Raw genomic sequence first — 17,500 nt, 5'->3', positions numbered from 1 at the left:
TGTGTTTGGTGGGGGGGTGGTTTTTTTCTTCTACCGCCGCGGGCCGCCGCCCCCCCCCCCCCCCACCGCCCCTTCACCGCCCCACCGCCCCTTCACCGCCCCACCGCCGCTTCTTCGCCCCGCCGGGGCGACCGGACGACGGGTCAGACGCCCACGGCCGGGGAGGACAGCTCCGACGGGGTCGTCGCGCCCCGGAACAGGGTCGTGCGGCGGAGGCGGAAGCCGAGGGACTCGTAGAGCCGGATCGCCCCGGTGTTCTCCGCCGCCGCGTGCAGGAACGGGACGTCGCCGCGCTCGGTGATCACGTGGGCGACGGCCAGCACCAGCCGGCTCGCGAGGCCCTGGCCGCGTACGGACGCGTCGGTGCAGACCGCGCTGATCTCGCTCCAGCCCGTCGGGCGTACCCGCTCCCCCGCCATGGCGACCAGCACCCCTTCGCGCCGGACGCCCAGGTACGTACCGAGCTCGACGGTGCGGGGCAGGAACGGACCCGGGCGGGTGCGGGCGACCAGGTCCAGCATCTCGGGGACGTCCTCGGCGCCGAGCCGCACCGCCTCGGGGTACGCCCCCGGGCGCAGCCCCTCACCGGTCAGCTGCACGCCGTCGGCCTCGAAGCCGATCTCCCAGTCCCCCGGCGGCGCCTGCCGGACGCCCATGAGCATGACGGAAGCGCCGGGACCCGCGAGCGCGGCGGCGTCCGCCCAGTCCTCCGCGTCCGGCTCCTCGGGCAGCGCGAACCAGGGCGCCACGTCGGCGGGGTAGCGGACGACACGGCCCCGCCACTCGGCGAGGTGCGCCTGCGGGCCGCTCAGCGCGGAGAGGGACGGGTTGTCCAGAGGGTGAAGGGGAAGGCCGGAGCTCTCCCGCCATGGTTCGGCGGCGCCCACCGGGCCGCTCCCCCTGCTCGCGGGGGCTCCGCGGTGATCGGTGACGTATGCCTCGGACATGCTTTCCTCGCTCCGGTCGTCCTCGGGGGCCGGGCGCCTGACGACGGCGCCGCATCTGGCGAAAAGCGCCTGCGGCGACCATGTATTCCCGGCTCCGGCCACCGGGGCCCGGTGGAACGCCTCGGCGACCGGCCCGTCCGCCCGACGGGCACCGGCAAGGGGAAGCCCGGCCGGTTCCGCTCCCTTCGGCGCCCGCCTGTGGCACTCTGGTGGGCGACCGCCCCACCGGGCTCCCCCGTACCGGTGGGGCGGTTCCGTGTGCCGACGTAACCGACGTACCGACGTACCGACGTACCGGCGGGCCGTCGCGAGGAGGCGACCGAGGCGACCGCGACCGCGCATGGACGCCGACACGGACCATTCCCGGCCATTTCCGAACTCCTGTCCTGATCCCTTTCGCTGACGGCGCATGAGGCCCGGAGCCCGGGGAAGGTGCCAGTACCTGAGGGCATTCGACCAGGGAGCGTGAGGGATGACCGCACACACGGTACGGGCCACCACGGTGGACAAGACAGAGATGACGGACGGGCTCCCGTGGATCGAGGACGCGGGCAAGGTCGCCCCCCAGGACGCACGTCAGCTCTCGCGGGTCTTCTTCGACCGCCTCCAGGAGCTGGAAGAGGGCACCCACGCGTACCAGTACGCGCGGAACACACTGATCGAGATGAATCTCTCCCTCGTCCGCTTCGCCGCCGGCCGGTTCCGCAACCGGGGCAGCGGCGACATGGAGGACATCGTCCAGGTCGGCACCATCGGGCTGATCAAGGCCATCGACCGGTTCGACCTCTCGCGCGAAGTGGAGTTCACCTCCTTCGCCGTGCCGTACATCGTCGGCGAGATCAAGCGCTTCTTCCGTGACACCAGCTGGGCCGTCCACGTGCCCCGGCGGCTTCAGGAACTGCGGGTGGACCTCGCCAAGGCCAAGGACGCCCTCGCCGTCGACCTGGACCGCGACCCCACGGTCCAGGAGCTCGCCGACCATCTGGGGCTGTCGCCGGAGGAGGTCACGGAGGGCATCGTCGCTTCGAACGGCTACACCGCCGGTTCGCTCGACATGCCCACCGAAGGCGGCGAGTCGGGGCGCCCGCACACGAACGGCCGGACCTTCGCCGACGTGCTCGGTGAACCGGACTCCGCCATGGAGGGCGTGGAGAACCTCCAGGCGCTCGCCCCGCTCATGGATCAACTCGACGCGCGGGAACGCCGGATCATCGACATGCGTTTCGGCCAGGAGATGACCCAGGCCCAGATCGGCGCCGAACTGGGCATCTCCCAGATGCACGTGTCCCGGCTGCTCAGCCGGATGCTGCGCAAGCTGCGCGACGGAATGCTGACGGAGGAATGACCCGGCGGGGCGGGCACCGTCCGGGAGGGGAACGGAGAGCAGGGGCGCGGCCTTCGGGCCGCGCCCCTGCCGTGTGCCCGCCCCCGGAGCGGCCCCAAGACCCGGGATCCGGTGACGGTGGTTCGTTCGGCCCCCGGCCGGAACACCGGCGGCATGCTGGGCGGCGGTACGGCAGCCCTCCGCCTGGACCCCGGCGGCATGCTGGGCGGCGGTACGGTCAGCCCTCCGCCGGAACGTCGGCCGCGTGGTGGGCGGCGTCCAGCAGGGCCAGGTCCTCCTCGGTCAGCCGCAGGGCCCCGGCGGCCACGTTCTCCTCCAGGTGTGCCGGATCTCCGGTGCCGGGGATGCCCAGCACGTGGGGGCCGCGATGCAGTGTCCAGGCCAGCCGGACCTGCGCGGCACTGGCGCCGTGCGCCCGCGCGACGGCCGTCACCTCGTCCCGCTCCCTCACCGCACCGGCCCCCGCGTCACGACCGGCACCGGCGATCGAGTAGAACGGCACGAACGCGACGCCCTGTTCCCCGCAGCTGTCGACGAAGGCGTCCTGGTCGGGACGGACTCCGATGCCGTAGAGGTTCTGCACGCACACCACGGGGGCGATCTTCTGCGCCTCGACGAGGTGTTCGGGGGTCACGTTGGATATGCCCAGGTGCCGGATGAGCCCCTCCTCGCGCAGGCCAGCCAGTACGCCGAAGCGTTCGGCGATCGAATGGGGGCCCAGCACACGGAGGTTGACCACGTCGAGGTGGTCGCGGCCGAGCTGGCGCAGGTTCTCCTCGACCTGCTCGCGCAGGCGCTCCGGGGTGGCGTGGGGCAGCCACTCGCCGGACGGACCACGGCCCGGTCCCACCTTGGTGGTGATGACGAGGTCGTCCGGGTAGGGTCCCAGCGCCCGGTTGATCAGCTCGTTGGCGGAGCGCAGGCGCGAGAAGTAGAACGCGGCCGTGTCGATGTGGTTGACGCCGAGTTCGACCGCGCGGCGCAGCACACGGATCGCCTGGTCACGGTCGCGCGGGGCGGCGTCGGGATCGAACGCGGCGCCGGTCTGCGGCAGCCGCATCGTGCCGAAGCCGATCCGGTTGATCTTCCGGTCACCGAGGGTCCAGGTGCCCGAGGCCGCTGCCGTGATGGTGGGTGAGGTCATGGCGCCATGTTCGGTCCTCGGAGGGCGTGCGGGCAAACTCCTTGGCTCGTCCCGCGGTCGGCGGCGGATGCCGCGCGGCCTGCCCCGACTGTTGCCACCGCGTTGCGGGTTCGTGGCAGGGCGGTCGAACGCCTTCCCGGCACACGCGGCTCACCCTACGGTCCGTAACCGGCCCGCGGCGAAGCCGCGTCGGCACCAACCCCTCCGCATTCCCCGAGGAGCGCCCATGGTTCACACCCCGCCGTCCGAGTCCGCGTACGACCGGATGCGCATGCGCCAGTGGGCGGACGGCAGGGCGCGGGCCGCCGGGATCGGCCGACGGGACCTGCTGAGGCTGGTGGCCGCCGCCTCGGTGGCCGTACCGCTGGCCTCGGCCGCGACTCCCGCTCGGGCGGCGGAGTCGCTGCCCGGCGTGGTGAAGCCGCTGCCCGCCGACCTGTTCACGCTCCGGGGCACCAACGCGGAGACCAACTTCGCCGCGCTGCGCACGACGGGGCTGCTCACCCCCACGGACCGCTTCTTCGTGCGGAACCACACCGCGACCCCCCGCGTCGAGGCGGCCGACTGGAAGCTCACCGTCTGGGGCGACGGGCTGACCGGCGCCCCGGTGGACTTCTCGTACGACGCCCTGCGCGCCCTGCCGTCGGTCACCCGCACCACGTTCATCGAGTGCGCGGGCAACGCCCGCAGCTTCTACACCACCCAGCAGAACCAGCAGGTCAGCGGCACGGCATGGACCCTCGGCGCGATCGGGACCGCGCGCTGGCGCGGGGTGCCGCTGCGTACCGTGCTGCGCCGTGCGGGCATCGCCCGGCACGCCGTCGACGTGCTGCCGCGCGGTCTGGACGCGGAGGTGGTGACCGACGGCGTGAACCTGGGGCGGGTGCGCCGGCCGCTGCCGGTGTCCAAGGCCCTGGACGACGTGCTGCTCGCCTACGAGATGAACGGCGAGCCGTTGCCGCCGGACCACGGCTTTCCGGTGCGGCTGGTGGTGCCCTCGTGGGTGGGGGTCGCCAACATCAAGTGGGTGGGCGACATCGAGGTGAGTGCCGGGCCGCTGGTGTCCCCGTGGAACACCACCCTTTACCGGCTGTTCGGACCCGGCCATCCCGCGGAGGGCAGCGCGCCGCTGACCCGGCAGACGCTCAAGAGCGCCTTCGAGCTTCCGCTCGGGGCGTCCTTCACCGCGCACCGGCGGGTCGAGCTGACGGGGCGGTCCTGGTCGGGCGGCGCCCCGGTGCGGTCGGTGGAGATCAGCACGGACGGCGGGGTCCGCTGGCGGCGGGCCCGGCTGCGCGACGAGCCGCGAGCCGGAAGCTGGGTGCGCTGGTCGGCGGCGTGGGTGCCGGACCTCACCGGTCCGGGCGTCCTGCTGGCGCGGGCCACGGACCGGTCGGGGCGGACCCAGCCGCAGGCCGCGGCGTACAACACGCAGGGGTACCTCTTCGACGCCGTGGTGCGCCACCCGGTGACGGTGGTCTGAGGGCGGCGGGGCCGGCGAGAGGGCTTGTCGGAGAGACGTCTACCGGAGCGAGGCCCCGGCCCCGCTGCCCGGCCGGCTCGGCTCGCTCGGGTCGCGCGGGTGGCGCAGCGCGCCGTCGAGTACGGCGGCGTGCACGGCCCTCGCCAGGCGCGCACCCCAGCGCGACCGGGGCCCGGCGAAGGGTTCCGCGCCTTCGCCGCCCGGGGCGGGCGCGGCGACGCAGACGGCGTCGGTGGGGGTTCCGGAGCAGTCGAACCCGGCGTCCAGCAGCGCCTGTACCTTCGCCTCGGTGGCGGTGGCGACCGCGTTGACCAGGGCGGCGTCGCTGAGGGCGACCGGGAGGACGACGACGATGTTGACCGTTCCGGGCGGCGGCGGGCCGTCCGCGCCGGGCGCCGGGGCCGCCGCCCAGCCGCGTACGCCCAGGCCACTGGTGACGGTGGCCGTCACGCCCTCGTCGTGCGCCTCGGTGTAGGCGCTCACGTCGGCGGCGGTCATGAGTCCGGCGCCGGGTCCGTCGAGTCCCTCCGCCGCGGCGATCTCCGCGAGGTGGCGGTCGGGGTCGAGCCTCGGGTACCCGCCGGGCACCTGGGCGTTGAGGATCCAGGCGCGGGTGCCGATGCCGCCGCCGAGGACCGCGCTGCTGCAGACCCGGCTGCCGGGGGCCAGCCGCCAGACCAGATGGCCCAGCCGGTGGCCGTCCTCGTGCCGGGTGCGCAGGAGGCCGCGCGGCGCCGGGCGCGGGAGGGGTACGGAGGCGATGGCGGTTCCCCGGGGTGTGCGGCGGCCGGCCGCGGTGGACGGCCCGCCGGTGCGGACGACGACGGCCGGTCGCCGGTACGGACGACGGCCGGTCGATCCTATGCGGGGCCGTGGTTCCGCCCGGCCGCGGGGCCGTGGGGCCGCGCCCGTACGCCGTCCGGCCGGCTTACGGGCGGGCCGGTGTGCCCGCCTGCCCCCGGGCCGCCTCCTCACCCGGCCGTCACCCGTCTGGCCTAATGGGTGGCCCGGGTCACCTTTCCCGGCGGTCGCGGGCCGGAGCGGGCACGACGCCCCCTGTCCGCCGGGCCCCGGACGGCCGGTGGGTTGCAGGGGCCATCCGGGTGAGGCGCGATGGAACCGGGCGTGCCGCACCTGAGTGGACCCACCACAGGACGCGTCCGGGCGAGGAGGCATCGGTCATGGCAGCCGCTGACGGTTTCACGGATTCCGGAGAGCTCGACGGTCTCACCGTCTACGACAACGGGGGCGAAAAGGTCGGCAGTGTCGGCCGGGTGTACGTCGACGACGACACCGGCAAGCCCGACTGGGTCACGGTCAAGACCGGCATGTTCGGGATGAAGGAGAGCTTCGTTCCGCTCGCCGGAGCCCGCCGGGTCGGCGCGGACCTGCACGTGGCGCACCCGAAGGAGAGCGTCAAGGACGCTCCCCGGGTCGACGCGGACGCCCATCTCTCCGTCGCCGAGGAGGAGGAGCTCTACCGCCACTACGGGCTGACGAGGAAGCCCAGGAGCACCGCGGGTACGGGCATGGGCGCGGACGGCCGGACGACGGCCGGGACGGGCGCGATGGGCGGCGCCGCCGGAGCGGCTGCGGGCGCCGGGGCGGCGGGCGCGGCCCGTACCACCGGCACCGGAAAGGCGACCGGCGGTACCGCGGGCATGACCGGCACGGGCATGACGGGCGCCGGCACGCACCGGGACACCGACGCAGCGGCCGGAGCACGGCCGCTGGCGGGCGCCGGCGCGAGGTCCGCTCCCGACATGTCGAAGGCGGACCTCGCCGGCCAGGAGGAACTCATCCGCTCCGAGGAGCAGCTGCGCGTCGGCACGGAGGAGTACGAGAGCGGGAAGGCCCGCCTGCACAAGTACGTCGTGACGGAGGAGGTCACCCGCACGGTGCCCGTCTCGCACGAGGAGGTTCGCGTGGTCCGGGAGCCGCTGGCTCCGGGCGAGAAGGTGACCGGGCAGACCGCCATCGGCGAGCAGGACGTCGAGGTGACCCTGCACGCCGAGCGCGCGACCGTGCGCAAGGAGGCCGTGGCCGTGGAACGGGTGCGGCTGGAGAGGGACCGGGTGACCGAGCAGAAGGAGGTCTCCGCCGAGGTCCGCAAGGAGAAGATCGACTACGCGGACGGTACGGAATCACGCACCGGCAAGGACATGGGCGGTGATTTCGGGCCGGGAGGACGTCGCTGACCTCCGGCCACCCCGGCGGCGGACCGAGGGCCATCACGAGCAGGGTGCGGGGCGGTACCGCGGCGACGGTTCCGCCCCGCACCCTGCTTCCCACTCCCCCGGCGCGCACTTCCATGCCCGCGCTCCGCCGCACCCTGATTCCCTGCCTCCCGCTCCCCGGGCGCTGTTTCCACCCACGCCCCTCCCCCGCAGACCGCTCGGGTCACGCCCCGGCGGGCAGGAACCGCACGCTGGGCCTCCCCCGCGGGCCGTCCCCGGTGACCACGGACCGCACCCGGTAGACGTCCGCGATGAGCCGCTCGGTGATCACCTCGTGCGGGGTGCCCGCCGCGACCACCCGTCCGCCGTCCAGCACGGTGACCAGGTCGCAGAACATCGCGGCCAGGTTCAGGTCGTGCAGGGCGACGACGCAGGTGAGGGGCAGCGAGGACACCAGGGTCAGCAGCTCCAGCTGGTGCTGGATGTCCAGGTGGTTGGTGGGCTCGTCGAGGAGGAGTTCGCGGGGCCGCTGGGCGAGGGCGCGGGCGATCTGGACCCGCTGGCGCTCACCGCCGGAGAGGGTGTGCCAGGACTGCCCGGCGCGGTCGGTCAGCCCGGTCCGCTCCAGGGCCTGCCGGACCGCCTCGTCGTCCGCCGGCCCGGGCGCGGACCAGGCGCGGCGGTGCGGAATGCGTCCGAGGCGCACGACGTCGATGACGCGCAGCTCGACCTGGGTCGCCGCGTGCTGGTCGACGACGGCGACCCGCCGGGCCACGGTGCGCCGGTTCGTCGTGGCCAGCGGTTCGCCGTCGAGCGTGACGAGGCCGCCCTCCGGGGGCAGGACGCCCGCGAGCACCCGCAACAGGGTCGATTTCCCGGAGCCGTTGGGGCCGATCAGGCCGACGGTGGCGCCGGGCGGCGGGGCGAGGGTCACTCCGTCGAGGATGAGGCGGCCACCGGCGGCCCGGCTCACCCGGTCGGCCCGCAGTCCCTCGGCGGGGGCGGTCATACGACGCTCCGGGTGCGGTGCAGGACCAGGACGAAGGCCGGGACGCCGATGAGCGCGGTGACCACGCCGACCGGCACCTCCTGCGGGTCCAGGACCGTCCTGGCCAGGGTGTCGACCCAGACCAGGAAGACGGCACCGGCCAGCGCCGTGACGGGCAGCAGTCTGCGGTGTCCCACGCCCGCGAGGGCCCGGGCGGCGTGCGGCAGCACCAGGCCGACGAAGCCGATCGCCCCGGCCGAGCTGACCAGTGCGGCGGTCAGCAGCGCGGTGGTGCAGAGCAGCACGGTCCGGGTGCGTGCGACATGGACGCCCAGCGTGGCCGCGGCGTCCTGACCGAAGGCGAAGGCGTCGAGCGTACGGGCGTGCCCCAGGCAGATCGTCAGGGTGAGCGCCACCACGCCGGTGCAGAGCTGGACGTCCGTCCAGCCGACGCCGCTGAGCGAGCCGAGCAGCCAGAACAGCACTCCGCGCGTCTGCTCGGCGTCCGCGGCGGTCATCACGGTGAACGAGGTGAGCGCGGAGAAGAGCTGCATCACCGCGACGCCCGAGAGCACGACCCGGTCCGTGGTGCCGCCGAGGGTGTGGCTGAGCAGGAGGACGAGCCCGAACGAGACGAGCGCGCCGACGAACGCGCCCGCCGAGAGGGAGACGGCTCCCCCGCCGACGCCCAGCACCACGACGACGACCGCGCCGGTGGACGCCCCCGAGGAGACGCCGAGGACGAAGGGGTCGGCGAGCGGGTTGCGGAGCAGCGACTGCATGACGGTCCCGCACACCGCGAGCCCGGCGCCGCAGACGGCCGCGAGCAGGGTGCGCGGCATCCTGAGGTCCCAGACGATGCCGTCCCGGATCGGGCTCAGCTCCGTATCGCCGAGGCCCAGGTGGGCGGCGACCACCGACCACACGTCGGCGACGGAGATCCGGGCCGGGCCGATGGTGACGGCCACCGCGACGGAGGCCAGGAGCAGCACCGTTCCGCCGCCCCACAGGAGCGGTTCGGGCACGGCCCGCAGGCCGGTGCGCCGCCCGTACGGTGCGGGACGGGTGCTCGCGGACGGCTCCGGTGGGGTGGATGCGTCGGCCGACTTCCGGCGGGTACCGGTGTCGGCCGGCTCCGGACGGGTGCCGGCCGGCGCCACGGTGCGGGCACCCGCCGGGTCCTGGTCGGCCGTCATCCGGCGAGGCCGAACTCGCGCAGCCCCGCCGCGACGCGCTCGATGCCCTCCACCGTGCGGATGGTGGGGTTCATGGCCTGGCCGCTGAGCAGCACGTACCGCTTGTTCCGTACGGCGTCCATGTTCCTGGTCACCGGGTTGGACTCCAAAAACTCGATCTTCTTCTCGGCGCTCTCGGCCGTCTGCGACTTGCGGGTGAGGTCGCCGATGACGAGGACGTCCGGATCGCGGTCGGCGATGGTCTCCCAGTTGATCTGGGGCCATTCCTCGTGGGTGTCGTCGAAGACGTTCTTGGCGCCGAGCTCGGTGGTGATGATGCCGGGCGCCCCGCAGCAGCCCGCCAGGTACGGGGCCTCGGAGTTGGCGAACCAGTACATCAGGGTGGTGCCCGAGGCGTCGACGCCGTCCGTCGCCTCCGTCACCCGGGCCCGCAGCCCGGCGATGACCTTCTCGCCCCGCCCCGGCACGCCGAACACCCGGGCCAGGTCGCGTATCTCGCCGTAGACGCTGTCCAGGGTGAGGGCGGTGGAGCGGGCGCCGTCGCCGTCGCCGCTGTTGTCCTTGCCGGTGCAGTCGGCGGGCGAGACGTACGTGGGGACGCCCAGGTCCTCGAACTGCTCGCGGGGCGCGACCCCGCCCTTGCCGAGGGTGGACTCGAACGAGGCGCTGACGAAGTCGGGTTCCCGCTCCAGCACCTTCTCCGAGGAGGGGGCGTTGTCGGAGAGCCTCGGGACCTTCGCGTTGGCCTTCTCCAGGCCCTTCATCACGGGGTCGGTCCAGGTGGCGGTGGCCGCGAGCCGGTCGGCGAGGCCGAGGGCGAGCAGGATCTCCGTCGATCCCTGGTTGAGGGAGACCGCGTGGTGCGGAGCGGAGGCGACGGTGACGGTGCGTCCGCAGTTGTGGAGCGTCACCGGGTATCCGTCACCGGCCTTACCTGCGGCGGCCGGTGCGTCGTCGGCGGCGCCGCCGCAGGCGGTCAGCAGCAGGAGCCCCACCGTCAGCAGGGCGGCGGGGCGGGCGGACCGGGCCGCGGGCGTGCTCCGGAAGGAGCGCCGTCCGCCCGGACCGCGGGTCGGACGGTGTCCGGTGCTCGCGCTCGCGAGGTGGAGGACCGCTGCGGTACGGGCTGTAGCGGGTCCGTCCGGACGACGCGGCGCGCGTACGTGCCGGGCGTCGCGGGAGGGGCGGGACTGTCGGAACACGGCCATGGACGGCACGGGGTACCTCGGCGTCTCTGGGCCCATGCGCGGGGCCCGTTGTACGGAAGACCGCGGCCCGTACGGACCGCAGGGCGCCAGCAGGTCTTCGGACTCGGGTTCGTGCGGACGGGACGCCTTCCCGGGACACCCGTGGGTCTCCCAGTGGCCGTGGCCCCGCCCGTCCCCCTCACCGCTGCGCGTCAGTTCCGGACTCTCACCGGATTCCCTGACCCCATGTGTGGAGTGCGACTGGCACTGGGAAGCTATCACGCCCTTCCGCACGGGCCGGATGCCCGTTCGATGCCGTACGACCGCCGCCGAGGAGGCCGGGTACGGCAGCGGGCGCCGCCGGAGACCGTCCGGCGACGCCCGCTGTCCGGGGCCCTGTGATCAGGGCAGCCGCAGCGCGATCACGGCGTTGTGGCCGCCGAACCCGAAGGAGTGGCTGACGGCCCGGCGGACGGCGACGGGCCGGGGCGCCTTGGTGACGCAGTCGATGTCGAACCCGGGCGCGGGGGCGTCCAGGTTGGCGATCGGCGGGACGAGCTGGTGCTGGAGGGTCAGCACGGTGAGCGCGGCCTCGATGGCGCCCGCTGCCCCCATGCAGTGGCCGAGCACGCCCTTGGGTGCGGTGACCGGCGGCCGGTGCGGGTAGGCACGGGCGATGAGAGCGGCCTCGGTGGCGTCGTTGAGCGGGGTCGCGGTGCCGTGCGCGTTGACGTGGTCGACCTGCTCGGCGCGCCAGTCGGCGTCCCGCAGGGCGGCGTCGACGGCCGCCCTGGCCACCTTGCCGGAGGGGTGCGGGCTGGTGGGGTGGTGGGCGTCGGTGGTGGCCCCCGTGCCCGCGATCAACGCCCTGGGTACGGCCCCCCTGGCCAGGGCGTCGTCAGCCCGTTCCAGCACCATGATGGCAGCCCCTTCGCCCATGACGAGGCCCGCCCGGTCCTCGGCGAACGGGCGGCAGAGCCGCGACGGGTCGCCGTCCGGCAGGGCCGCCGCCCCGGACCTGGCCAGGCCGGTCATCGCCACCGGGAAGACGATCGACTCGGTCGCCCCGGCGACGGCGATGTCGCACTGGCCGCTCATCAGCATGTCCCGCGCGACCGACAGGGCGGTGACCCCGGACGAACAGGCCGTGCACGGAGCGAGGCTGGGGCCGGTCGCCCCGAGCTGGATCGCGATCTCCGCGGCGGGCATGTTGGGGATGGTGAGCAGGATGCCCGCGGGCGAGGAGGCCTCGGCCCCCAGCCGGTCGAGCACCACGGCCTGTTCGGAGAGGGCCGCCGACCCGCCGCTGCTGGTGCCGACCACGACCGAGACCCGGGAGCCGTCCCAGCCGCCGGGGTCCAGACCGGCGTCGGCCACGGCCTCCCGGGCGGCGAGCACGGCGAACTTGACGTACTTGCCCATCCGGTAGGCGGTCCGGCCGCCGACGGCGTCGTCCAGGTCGATGCCGGTGACCGTGCAGGCGAAGTCGACCGCGCACCCGTCCAGTTCGGGGACCGTACGGGCCGAGGACACCCCGGCGAGCACGCCCTCCCAGGTGGAGGCCGCGTCGTTGCCCGCCGGGGTGATCATGCCCAGTCCGGTGACGGCGATCTCGGGCCTCTTCATCGGGTGTTGCTCACCGGCTCCGCGCGGCGGGAGGCGGTGCGGATGAACTCCGAGATGTCCGCGAGGGTGGCGTCCCGGTGGAGGGTGTCGACGGGGGTGTGGATGCCGAGGGTTTCCTTGATGATGACGGCGAACTCCGCCACCGCGAGCGAGTCCATCTCCAGGCTGTCCATCGTGGACTCCGGGTGAATCTCGGCCGCGGGCACCTTGAACGTATCGGTCAGCACGCCGACGATCTTCGGATGAATGACCTTCATGATCTTCCTCTTGTATTCGGCACATACCTGGGGGGTGGCGGGCACGTTCAGCGGGCCCATCTCGGTAACTGACTGAGCCCCGTCTGGTTACGCCTTCCGGCGAACCGATTCCTCTACGCCCACCTGCGGCTTCTTCCGCCCCATCGAGACAACGAAGGCCGTTCCCCAGTACGCCAGAAGGACGGCCCTCACTCCCAGTGAGCCCATGGCCTCGCGCACCCGTCGGACGCGCCCCTCAGAGGCAGCCGTCGCGCTCCCTCCCGAGCCGGTCGCCGAACGGCCCACTCCGCGGGTCACCGCGCGAGCTCCCCGGCCGGACGGGCGGCGGCCCGGTGCCAGGGGCCTTCGGGGTCGTCGTAGGCGTCGGCGTAGGCGGGCCCCGCGATCGGCCGGTCGGCGAAAGTCTCCTCCGGCAGCGCGAACGACTCCACCAGCGCGGGAGCGTGCTCGGCGACGGCGGCCACGGCCTCCTCGTACAGCTCGGGCAGGGCGCGTACCTGCTCGGCCGTCACCCGACCGTCGGCCAGCAACTCCCCGCTGCCCCGACCGACCTGCCGCAGCAGGAACAACCGCTCCACCTGCGCGAGCCGTTCGCGCGCGGGCCCCCCGGGCAGGGCGGCGCCTGCCTCCGCGAACGCCTCGGCGGCCTGCCGGACCGCGTGCGCCTCCACACCGCGCAGGGCGGCCCCCGAGCCCGCGTTCCAGCGGCCGAGCGCGTCCCCGGGCGGGGCAGCGCCCATCCACGACCGGGCCCGCGCGAAGCGGAGGGCTTCCAGCGCGGTGAGCAGCCCGCGCAGGAACGCCGGGTCCCGGAGGTCGCCCGGCGCCTCCCCCGCTCCCCCCGTCTCCCCGTCGGCCGCGCGCTCCGGGGCCGAGAGCAGCATCTCGGCCGCCGCCTTGGCGTGCACGGCGAGGTTGTCCCCCTCGGCGGTGATGGTGCCCTCGATGCCGGTGACCAGGGCCGCGAGCCCGTTGTGCTCCAGCAGCCCCTGGGCGCCGCAGCGTTCGCGGCACTCCACGATCACGTCCCTGGCCCGCCAGGTGATCCACCCCTTGGCGACGGCCACCAGCCGCTCAGCCGCCCCCCGGTCCGTCTCGCCCGCGCCCGCCTCCCACCGGTCGAGCGCCCGGCGGTGCAGCAGACTCATCGCGAACACCATGGCCAACGCCTCGGCCAGCGGCCCGTGGTGGGTGCGGTGGGCGTAGACGGCGACCGGCCCGGTGCCGCGCGGCCCGGCGACCGTACGGTGCCCGGCGTAGCGCACGGCGACGGCGAGCGCGACGCGTGCCGAGCCGACCGCGCAGGCGCTCATGGCCAGCTTGCCCGGGGTGACCCGGGCGAGGGAGACGAGCAGGCGCCGCCGCCTGCTCGGGAGCGCGCTGCCGAACTCCCCGCCGTCCCCGACGTGTCCCTGCGCCCCGGTGAGCAGCGCCGTACGGGGCACGAAGCAGTCGTCGAACGAGGTCAGGCAGTGGTCCACCGGCGACCCCATCCGGGCCGGCAGCCTGCGCACCCGTACGCCGGGCAGGGCCGCGACGGCGTCGGTGAGCGGGACCAGCAGGAGGAAGACGCCGTGGTCGGTCCCGTCGACGACGAGCCGGGCGGCGACCAGCCCGCTCTTGGGACCGCCCGCCGGACTGGTGTTGGGCATGAACTTCTGCGCACCCGCGTGCGGGGTGCGCAGGACGAAGCCGTCGCGGGCCCGGTCGTAGGTGGCGGTCGTTTCCACCTCCGCCGCGTCGTTGCCGTGCGCGACCTCCGTACAGAGGAAGGTGCCGATCTCGTCCATGTGCAGGGGACCGGAGAGGTCGCGGCGGCCCTCGGGGTCGTGGTCGAGCAGGCTGCCGAGAAAGAGGTTGTAGTGGATCCCCGCCACCGTGGCGAGAGTCGGATCGACCGGCCCGAGCCACTCGTGCATCGCGGTCAGGGCACGTACGTCGGAGGCGAGCCGGGCCGCGCTGTCGAAGGAACGGTTGATCAACCGCAACCGGTCGTAGGCACGGGTCAGTTGATCCTCCGGTGGCACCGTGCGCGCGGGGCTCCTGAAGGGCTCGGTGGTGGTCAGCCGGCGCCAGAAGGCGTGCTCGCGGCGGAAGTCGGGGCCGTAGACGACGGCGGTCAGGGCGTCCGTGACGGCAGGCGGCAGCGCCGCGGTCGGTTGAGGGGTCATGTTCGTTGAACGAGCGTGGAACGGCGAGGACACCCGGCGTCGTGCAGGTACCTGGTGCGTGTGCGGCCGGGCACGCCAGTCGTCGACGCGTGCTTCCGCCCGGAAGGCCCGTCTACGCGTCGGGCTCGGTCCTGGCCCCGCTATCCGGCCGTTGCACGTCTGAGAAGGTCCCTGGCGGGTGCGGGTCCGGAGTCGGCCCGTGCTGCCGCCCGGTCAGCCGTTCACATGGTGTGACCTGCGGGTGCGGGGGGGCTGACGGAGGACGACAGCGAGCGAGGAAGGACGATCGGCGTGCTGGTCTCCGAAGAGGACGCGTTCGATCGGGCGGGAGCGGCGCGGACGCGTGACGGGGCCCGGTGGGGACCGGTCGCTCAGACACTCCGTCAGGCGCGCCGGAAGGCCAGCGCCACGTTGTGCCCGCCGAAGCCGAAGGAGTGGCTCACGGCGGTCTCGACGCTCTGGTGGCGCGGTTCCTTGACCACGCAGTCGAGTTCGAAGGCGTCGGTCACCGAGTCGAGGTTGGCGATCGGCGGTACGAGCCCGTGCTCCAGCGTCAGCACGGTGGCCACGGCCTCGATGGCTCCGGCCGCCGCGAGGGTGTGTCCGACGACGCCCTTGGGAGCGGTGACCGTGGGCGCGTGCGGGAAGAGGCTGCCGATCAGGGCGGTCTCCATCGCGTCGTTGAGCAGGGTGGACGTGCCGTGGGCGTTGACGTGGTCGACGTCGCCGGGCGTCCAGCCCGCCTGCCGCAGCGCCTCCTCCACCGCGCGTCGCGCACCCCGGCCGTCCGGTTCGGGTGCGGTGGGGTGGTAGGCGTCCGTACTGGAACCGGCCCCGACGAGCAGCGCCCGGGTGTGCCCGCCCCGGGCGGTCGCGTCCTTCTCGCGCTCCAGTACGAGCATGGCGGCGCCCTCGCCCATGACGAAGCCGTCCCGGTCTGCGGCGAAGGGGCGGGAGGCGCTCGCCGGGTCGCCGGACCGGGTGGAGAGCGCGCCCATCCGTGCGAACGCGGTGACGACGAGGGGGGTGAGGACGGATTCGGCGCCGCCGGCCACCACGATGTCGCACTGACCGCTGTCCAGCAGATCGCGGGCGACGCTGATGGCTGTCGCGCCGGAGGCGCAGGCGGTGACGGGGGCGAGACTCGGGCCGCGGGCACCGAGGGCGATGGCCACCTCACCGGCGGCGGCGTTCGGGATCATCATGGGGACCAGCAGGGGTGACACGGCGTCCGGCCCGTCGTCGGCCAGTCTGCGGGCGTTGTCGACGAGCACCGAGACACCGCCCACCCCCACTCCGAGCACCACACCCACCCGGCCTCCGTCCCAGCGCGCGGGGTCGTGCCCGGCGTCGGCCACCGCCTGCCGGGCGGCGACGAGGGCCAGTTTCACGAACCGGGCCATCCGCCACACGGAGCGTCCGCCGACCGCGGCGTCGAGGTCGATGCTGTCCACCGGGCAGGCGAAGTCGACGGGCAGGCCTGTGAGTTCGTCGCAGCGACGGGCCGTGGACCGGCCGGAGCAGAGTCCTGCCCAGAAGGAGTGCTCGTCCGCTCCGGCCGGGGTGACCACGCCGAGACCGGTGACGGCGACGGCCCCGCCGCCGTGGAGCACGCCGCGTGGCGCCGTGCGGTGGGCCGCTCTCGCCGACTCGGCGGCCCGGTCCCGAGAAGTGGCCCTGGTGCTTTCGTCAGCCAACTGCGACATGCTCTGTTCCTTCCGTCGTGGTCGTCGGCGGGGCCCCCGGCCAGCGAAGTGCCGCGGAGCCCCAGGTGAGTCCGCCGCCGAACGCGGTGATCAGTACGTGGTCCCCCGCGCGCAGGCGACCCCGGCCCGCGGCGTCCGCCAGCGCCAGCGGGATGGAGGCGGCCCCGGTGTTGCCCACCCGGTCCAGATGGGTGACGCAGCGGTCCGGCCCGATGCCGACACGCTCGGCCACGGCGCTCATGATGCGGCCGTTGGCCTGGTGCGGCACGAAGTGGTCGACGTCGGCGGGGTCCCAGCCCACCGAGGTCAGCAGCGACCGGCAGGACGCGGTCATCCGCAGCACGGCGTGCTCGTAGACCGTGCTGCCCCTCATCCGGAAGAAGGCGTCCTTCTCGGCGGGCGGTCCGCCGCTGGCACGGGCCCGCGCGCCGCCGCCCGGGACGGTGATCAGGTCGTGGCCCGTACCGTCGCTGCCCAGGTCGAAGGCGAGGAGTTCACCGGGGTCGCCCCTGCGGCCCGCGGCGACCAGCGCGGCCCCCGCGCCGTCGCCGAAGACCACTCCGGCCGACCGGTCCCCGGGGTCCAGCCAGGTGGAGTAGACGTCGGCGCCCACCAGGAGAATCCGGCGGTAGAGGCCGGAGGCGACCAGACCGTGGCAGACGGCGAGTCCGTAGACGAAGCCGCTGCAGACGGCCGCGATGTCGAAGGCGGGGACGGTCCCCAGGCCGAGCCGGGCCGCGAGGGCGGGCGCCGTGCCCGGGCAGAGGTGGTCCGGGGTGGCCGTGGCGAGCACCAGCGCGTCCACCCGGCCGGGCGCGGCACCGTCGACGAGTCGGCGCGCCGCCTCGTGGGCGAGGTCCCCGGTGGAGAGGCCGGGGCCGGCCCGGTGCCGGCTCACGATGCCCGTACGACGCCGGACCCACGCGTCGTCCACGCCCCAGGCCTCGGGCAGCGCGTCGTTGCCCACCGGGTTTCCCGGCACCCATCCCGCGACGCCTTCCAGCACCGCCGTACGTTCGCCGCCACCGGCGCCCGCCGTCGCCCGTCCGCTCGTCACCCGTCGCCCCGCTCCCCTGATCGGCCCGTACCCTGTCATGCGAACGGCGCAACACACAGCGCGAAGGCGTTCGACACCGCCGAACGGGTGACTGACGTTCACCTGCGCGAGTGGAGATCGGCCCAACCGGTGGCGCATCGGGGCCCGGTCGCTATTCGCCCTGCTGACGCGGCCCGGGGCCGTTCGCGGAGCTCCCGGACCACCCCGCGGCGCGCG

Annotated in this window: 14 protein-coding genes and 1 riboswitch; of the genes, 3 read left to right on the top strand and 11 right to left on the bottom strand. The window is 74.2% G+C overall.

Annotated features, from left to right (window positions below; genetic code table 11):
* Positions 1–143: 143 nt before the first annotated feature.
* Positions 144–947: a GNAT family N-acetyltransferase gene (locus tag ACFWEE_RS17100; RefSeq protein WP_386889896.1), complete on the bottom strand. Its 804-nt coding sequence runs from the start codon at positions 945–947 to the stop codon at positions 144–146.
* A gap of 472 nt (positions 948–1,419) precedes the next feature.
* Here ACFWEE_RS17100 and ACFWEE_RS17095 point away from each other — a divergent pair, with 472 nt between their 5' ends.
* Positions 1,420–2,292 (top strand): RNA polymerase sigma factor SigF, encoded by an 873-nt coding sequence (locus ACFWEE_RS17095; RefSeq protein ID WP_386889894.1) that lies wholly within the window; start codon positions 1,420–1,422, stop codon positions 2,290–2,292.
* Positions 2,293–2,509: 217 nt separating this feature from the next.
* On the opposite strand, the gene ACFWEE_RS17090 is transcribed toward ACFWEE_RS17095, so the two are convergent.
* A complete protein-coding gene (locus tag ACFWEE_RS17090; RefSeq protein ID WP_386889892.1) occupies positions 2,510–3,436 on the bottom strand; it encodes an oxidoreductase in 927 nt (308 codons plus the stop codon).
* A 226-nt stretch (positions 3,437–3,662) separates the two neighbouring features.
* Between ACFWEE_RS17090 and ACFWEE_RS17085 the strand changes: the two genes are divergently transcribed.
* Positions 3,663–4,919, top strand: a complete 1,257-nt coding sequence (locus ACFWEE_RS17085) for a sulfite oxidase (RefSeq protein ID WP_386889891.1) — start codon at positions 3,663–3,665, stop codon at positions 4,917–4,919.
* Between the two features lie 39 nt (positions 4,920–4,958).
* Here the strand turns inward: ACFWEE_RS17085 and ACFWEE_RS17080 are convergent, their stop codons facing one another.
* A complete protein-coding gene (locus ACFWEE_RS17080; protein WP_386889904.1) occupies positions 4,959–5,639 on the bottom strand; it encodes an adenosylcobinamide amidohydrolase in 681 nt (226 codons plus the stop codon).
* A gap of 461 nt (positions 5,640–6,100) precedes the next feature.
* Between ACFWEE_RS17080 and ACFWEE_RS17075 the strand changes: the two genes are divergently transcribed.
* Complete coding sequence (locus ACFWEE_RS17075; protein WP_386889889.1) at positions 6,101–7,117, top strand: PRC and DUF2382 domain-containing protein; 1,017 nt, start codon at positions 6,101–6,103, stop codon at positions 7,115–7,117.
* 202 nt (positions 7,118–7,319) lie between these two features.
* Here the strand turns inward: ACFWEE_RS17075 and ACFWEE_RS17070 are convergent, their stop codons facing one another.
* From ACFWEE_RS17070 to ACFWEE_RS17035, 8 genes are all read right to left on the bottom strand, one after another.
* On the bottom strand, positions 7,320–8,105 hold the full coding sequence (locus ACFWEE_RS17070; protein WP_386889887.1) for an ABC transporter ATP-binding protein: 786 nt from the start codon (positions 8,103–8,105) through the stop codon (positions 7,320–7,322).
* Entirely contained in the window at positions 8,102–9,280 is a 1,179-nt protein-coding gene (locus ACFWEE_RS17065; protein WP_386889885.1) for a FecCD family ABC transporter permease, read from the bottom strand. The genes ACFWEE_RS17070 and ACFWEE_RS17065 overlap by 4 nt, the downstream gene beginning before the upstream one ends.
* A complete protein-coding gene (locus ACFWEE_RS17060; RefSeq protein WP_386889883.1) occupies positions 9,277–10,488 on the bottom strand; it encodes an ABC transporter substrate-binding protein in 1,212 nt (403 codons plus the stop codon). The genes ACFWEE_RS17065 and ACFWEE_RS17060 overlap by 4 nt, the downstream gene beginning before the upstream one ends.
* A gap of 70 nt (positions 10,489–10,558) precedes the next feature.
* A riboswitch (cobalamin riboswitch) is annotated at positions 10,559–10,748 on the bottom strand.
* A gap of 121 nt (positions 10,749–10,869) precedes the next feature.
* The gene (locus tag ACFWEE_RS17055) at positions 10,870–12,093 is read right to left on the bottom strand and encodes a beta-ketoacyl-[acyl-carrier-protein] synthase family protein (RefSeq protein WP_386889882.1); all 1,224 of its coding nucleotides are present in this window, start codon (positions 12,091–12,093) and stop codon (positions 10,870–10,872) included.
* Positions 12,090–12,350, bottom strand: a complete 261-nt coding sequence (locus ACFWEE_RS17050) for an acyl carrier protein (protein WP_386889880.1) — start codon at positions 12,348–12,350, stop codon at positions 12,090–12,092. The genes ACFWEE_RS17055 and ACFWEE_RS17050 overlap by 4 nt, the downstream gene beginning before the upstream one ends.
* A 293-nt stretch (positions 12,351–12,643) precedes the next feature.
* Complete coding sequence (locus ACFWEE_RS17045) at positions 12,644–14,521, bottom strand: acyl-CoA dehydrogenase (protein WP_386889879.1); 1,878 nt, start codon at positions 14,519–14,521, stop codon at positions 12,644–12,646.
* Between the two features lie 383 nt (positions 14,522–14,904).
* A complete protein-coding gene (locus tag ACFWEE_RS17040) occupies positions 14,905–16,227 on the bottom strand; it encodes a beta-ketoacyl-[acyl-carrier-protein] synthase family protein (protein WP_386889877.1) in 1,323 nt (440 codons plus the stop codon).
* Positions 16,211–17,284 carry a beta-ketoacyl-ACP synthase 3 gene (locus tag ACFWEE_RS17035; RefSeq protein ID WP_386889875.1) on the bottom strand — a complete coding sequence of 358 codons (1,074 nt, stop codon included), beginning with the start codon at positions 17,282–17,284 and terminating at the stop codon, positions 16,211–16,213. Before ACFWEE_RS17035 ends, ACFWEE_RS17040 begins: the two co-directional genes overlap by 17 nt.
* Positions 17,285–17,500: the final 216 nt, after the last annotated feature.

Source organism: Streptomyces sp. NPDC060184 (assembly GCF_042728795.1).
In the GTDB taxonomy this organism is placed as follows: domain Bacteria; phylum Actinomycetota; class Actinomycetes; order Streptomycetales; family Streptomycetaceae; genus Streptomyces.
The sequence above is the reverse complement of the archived record's forward strand: the minus strand, read 5'-3'. Positions and strand labels throughout refer to the sequence as shown.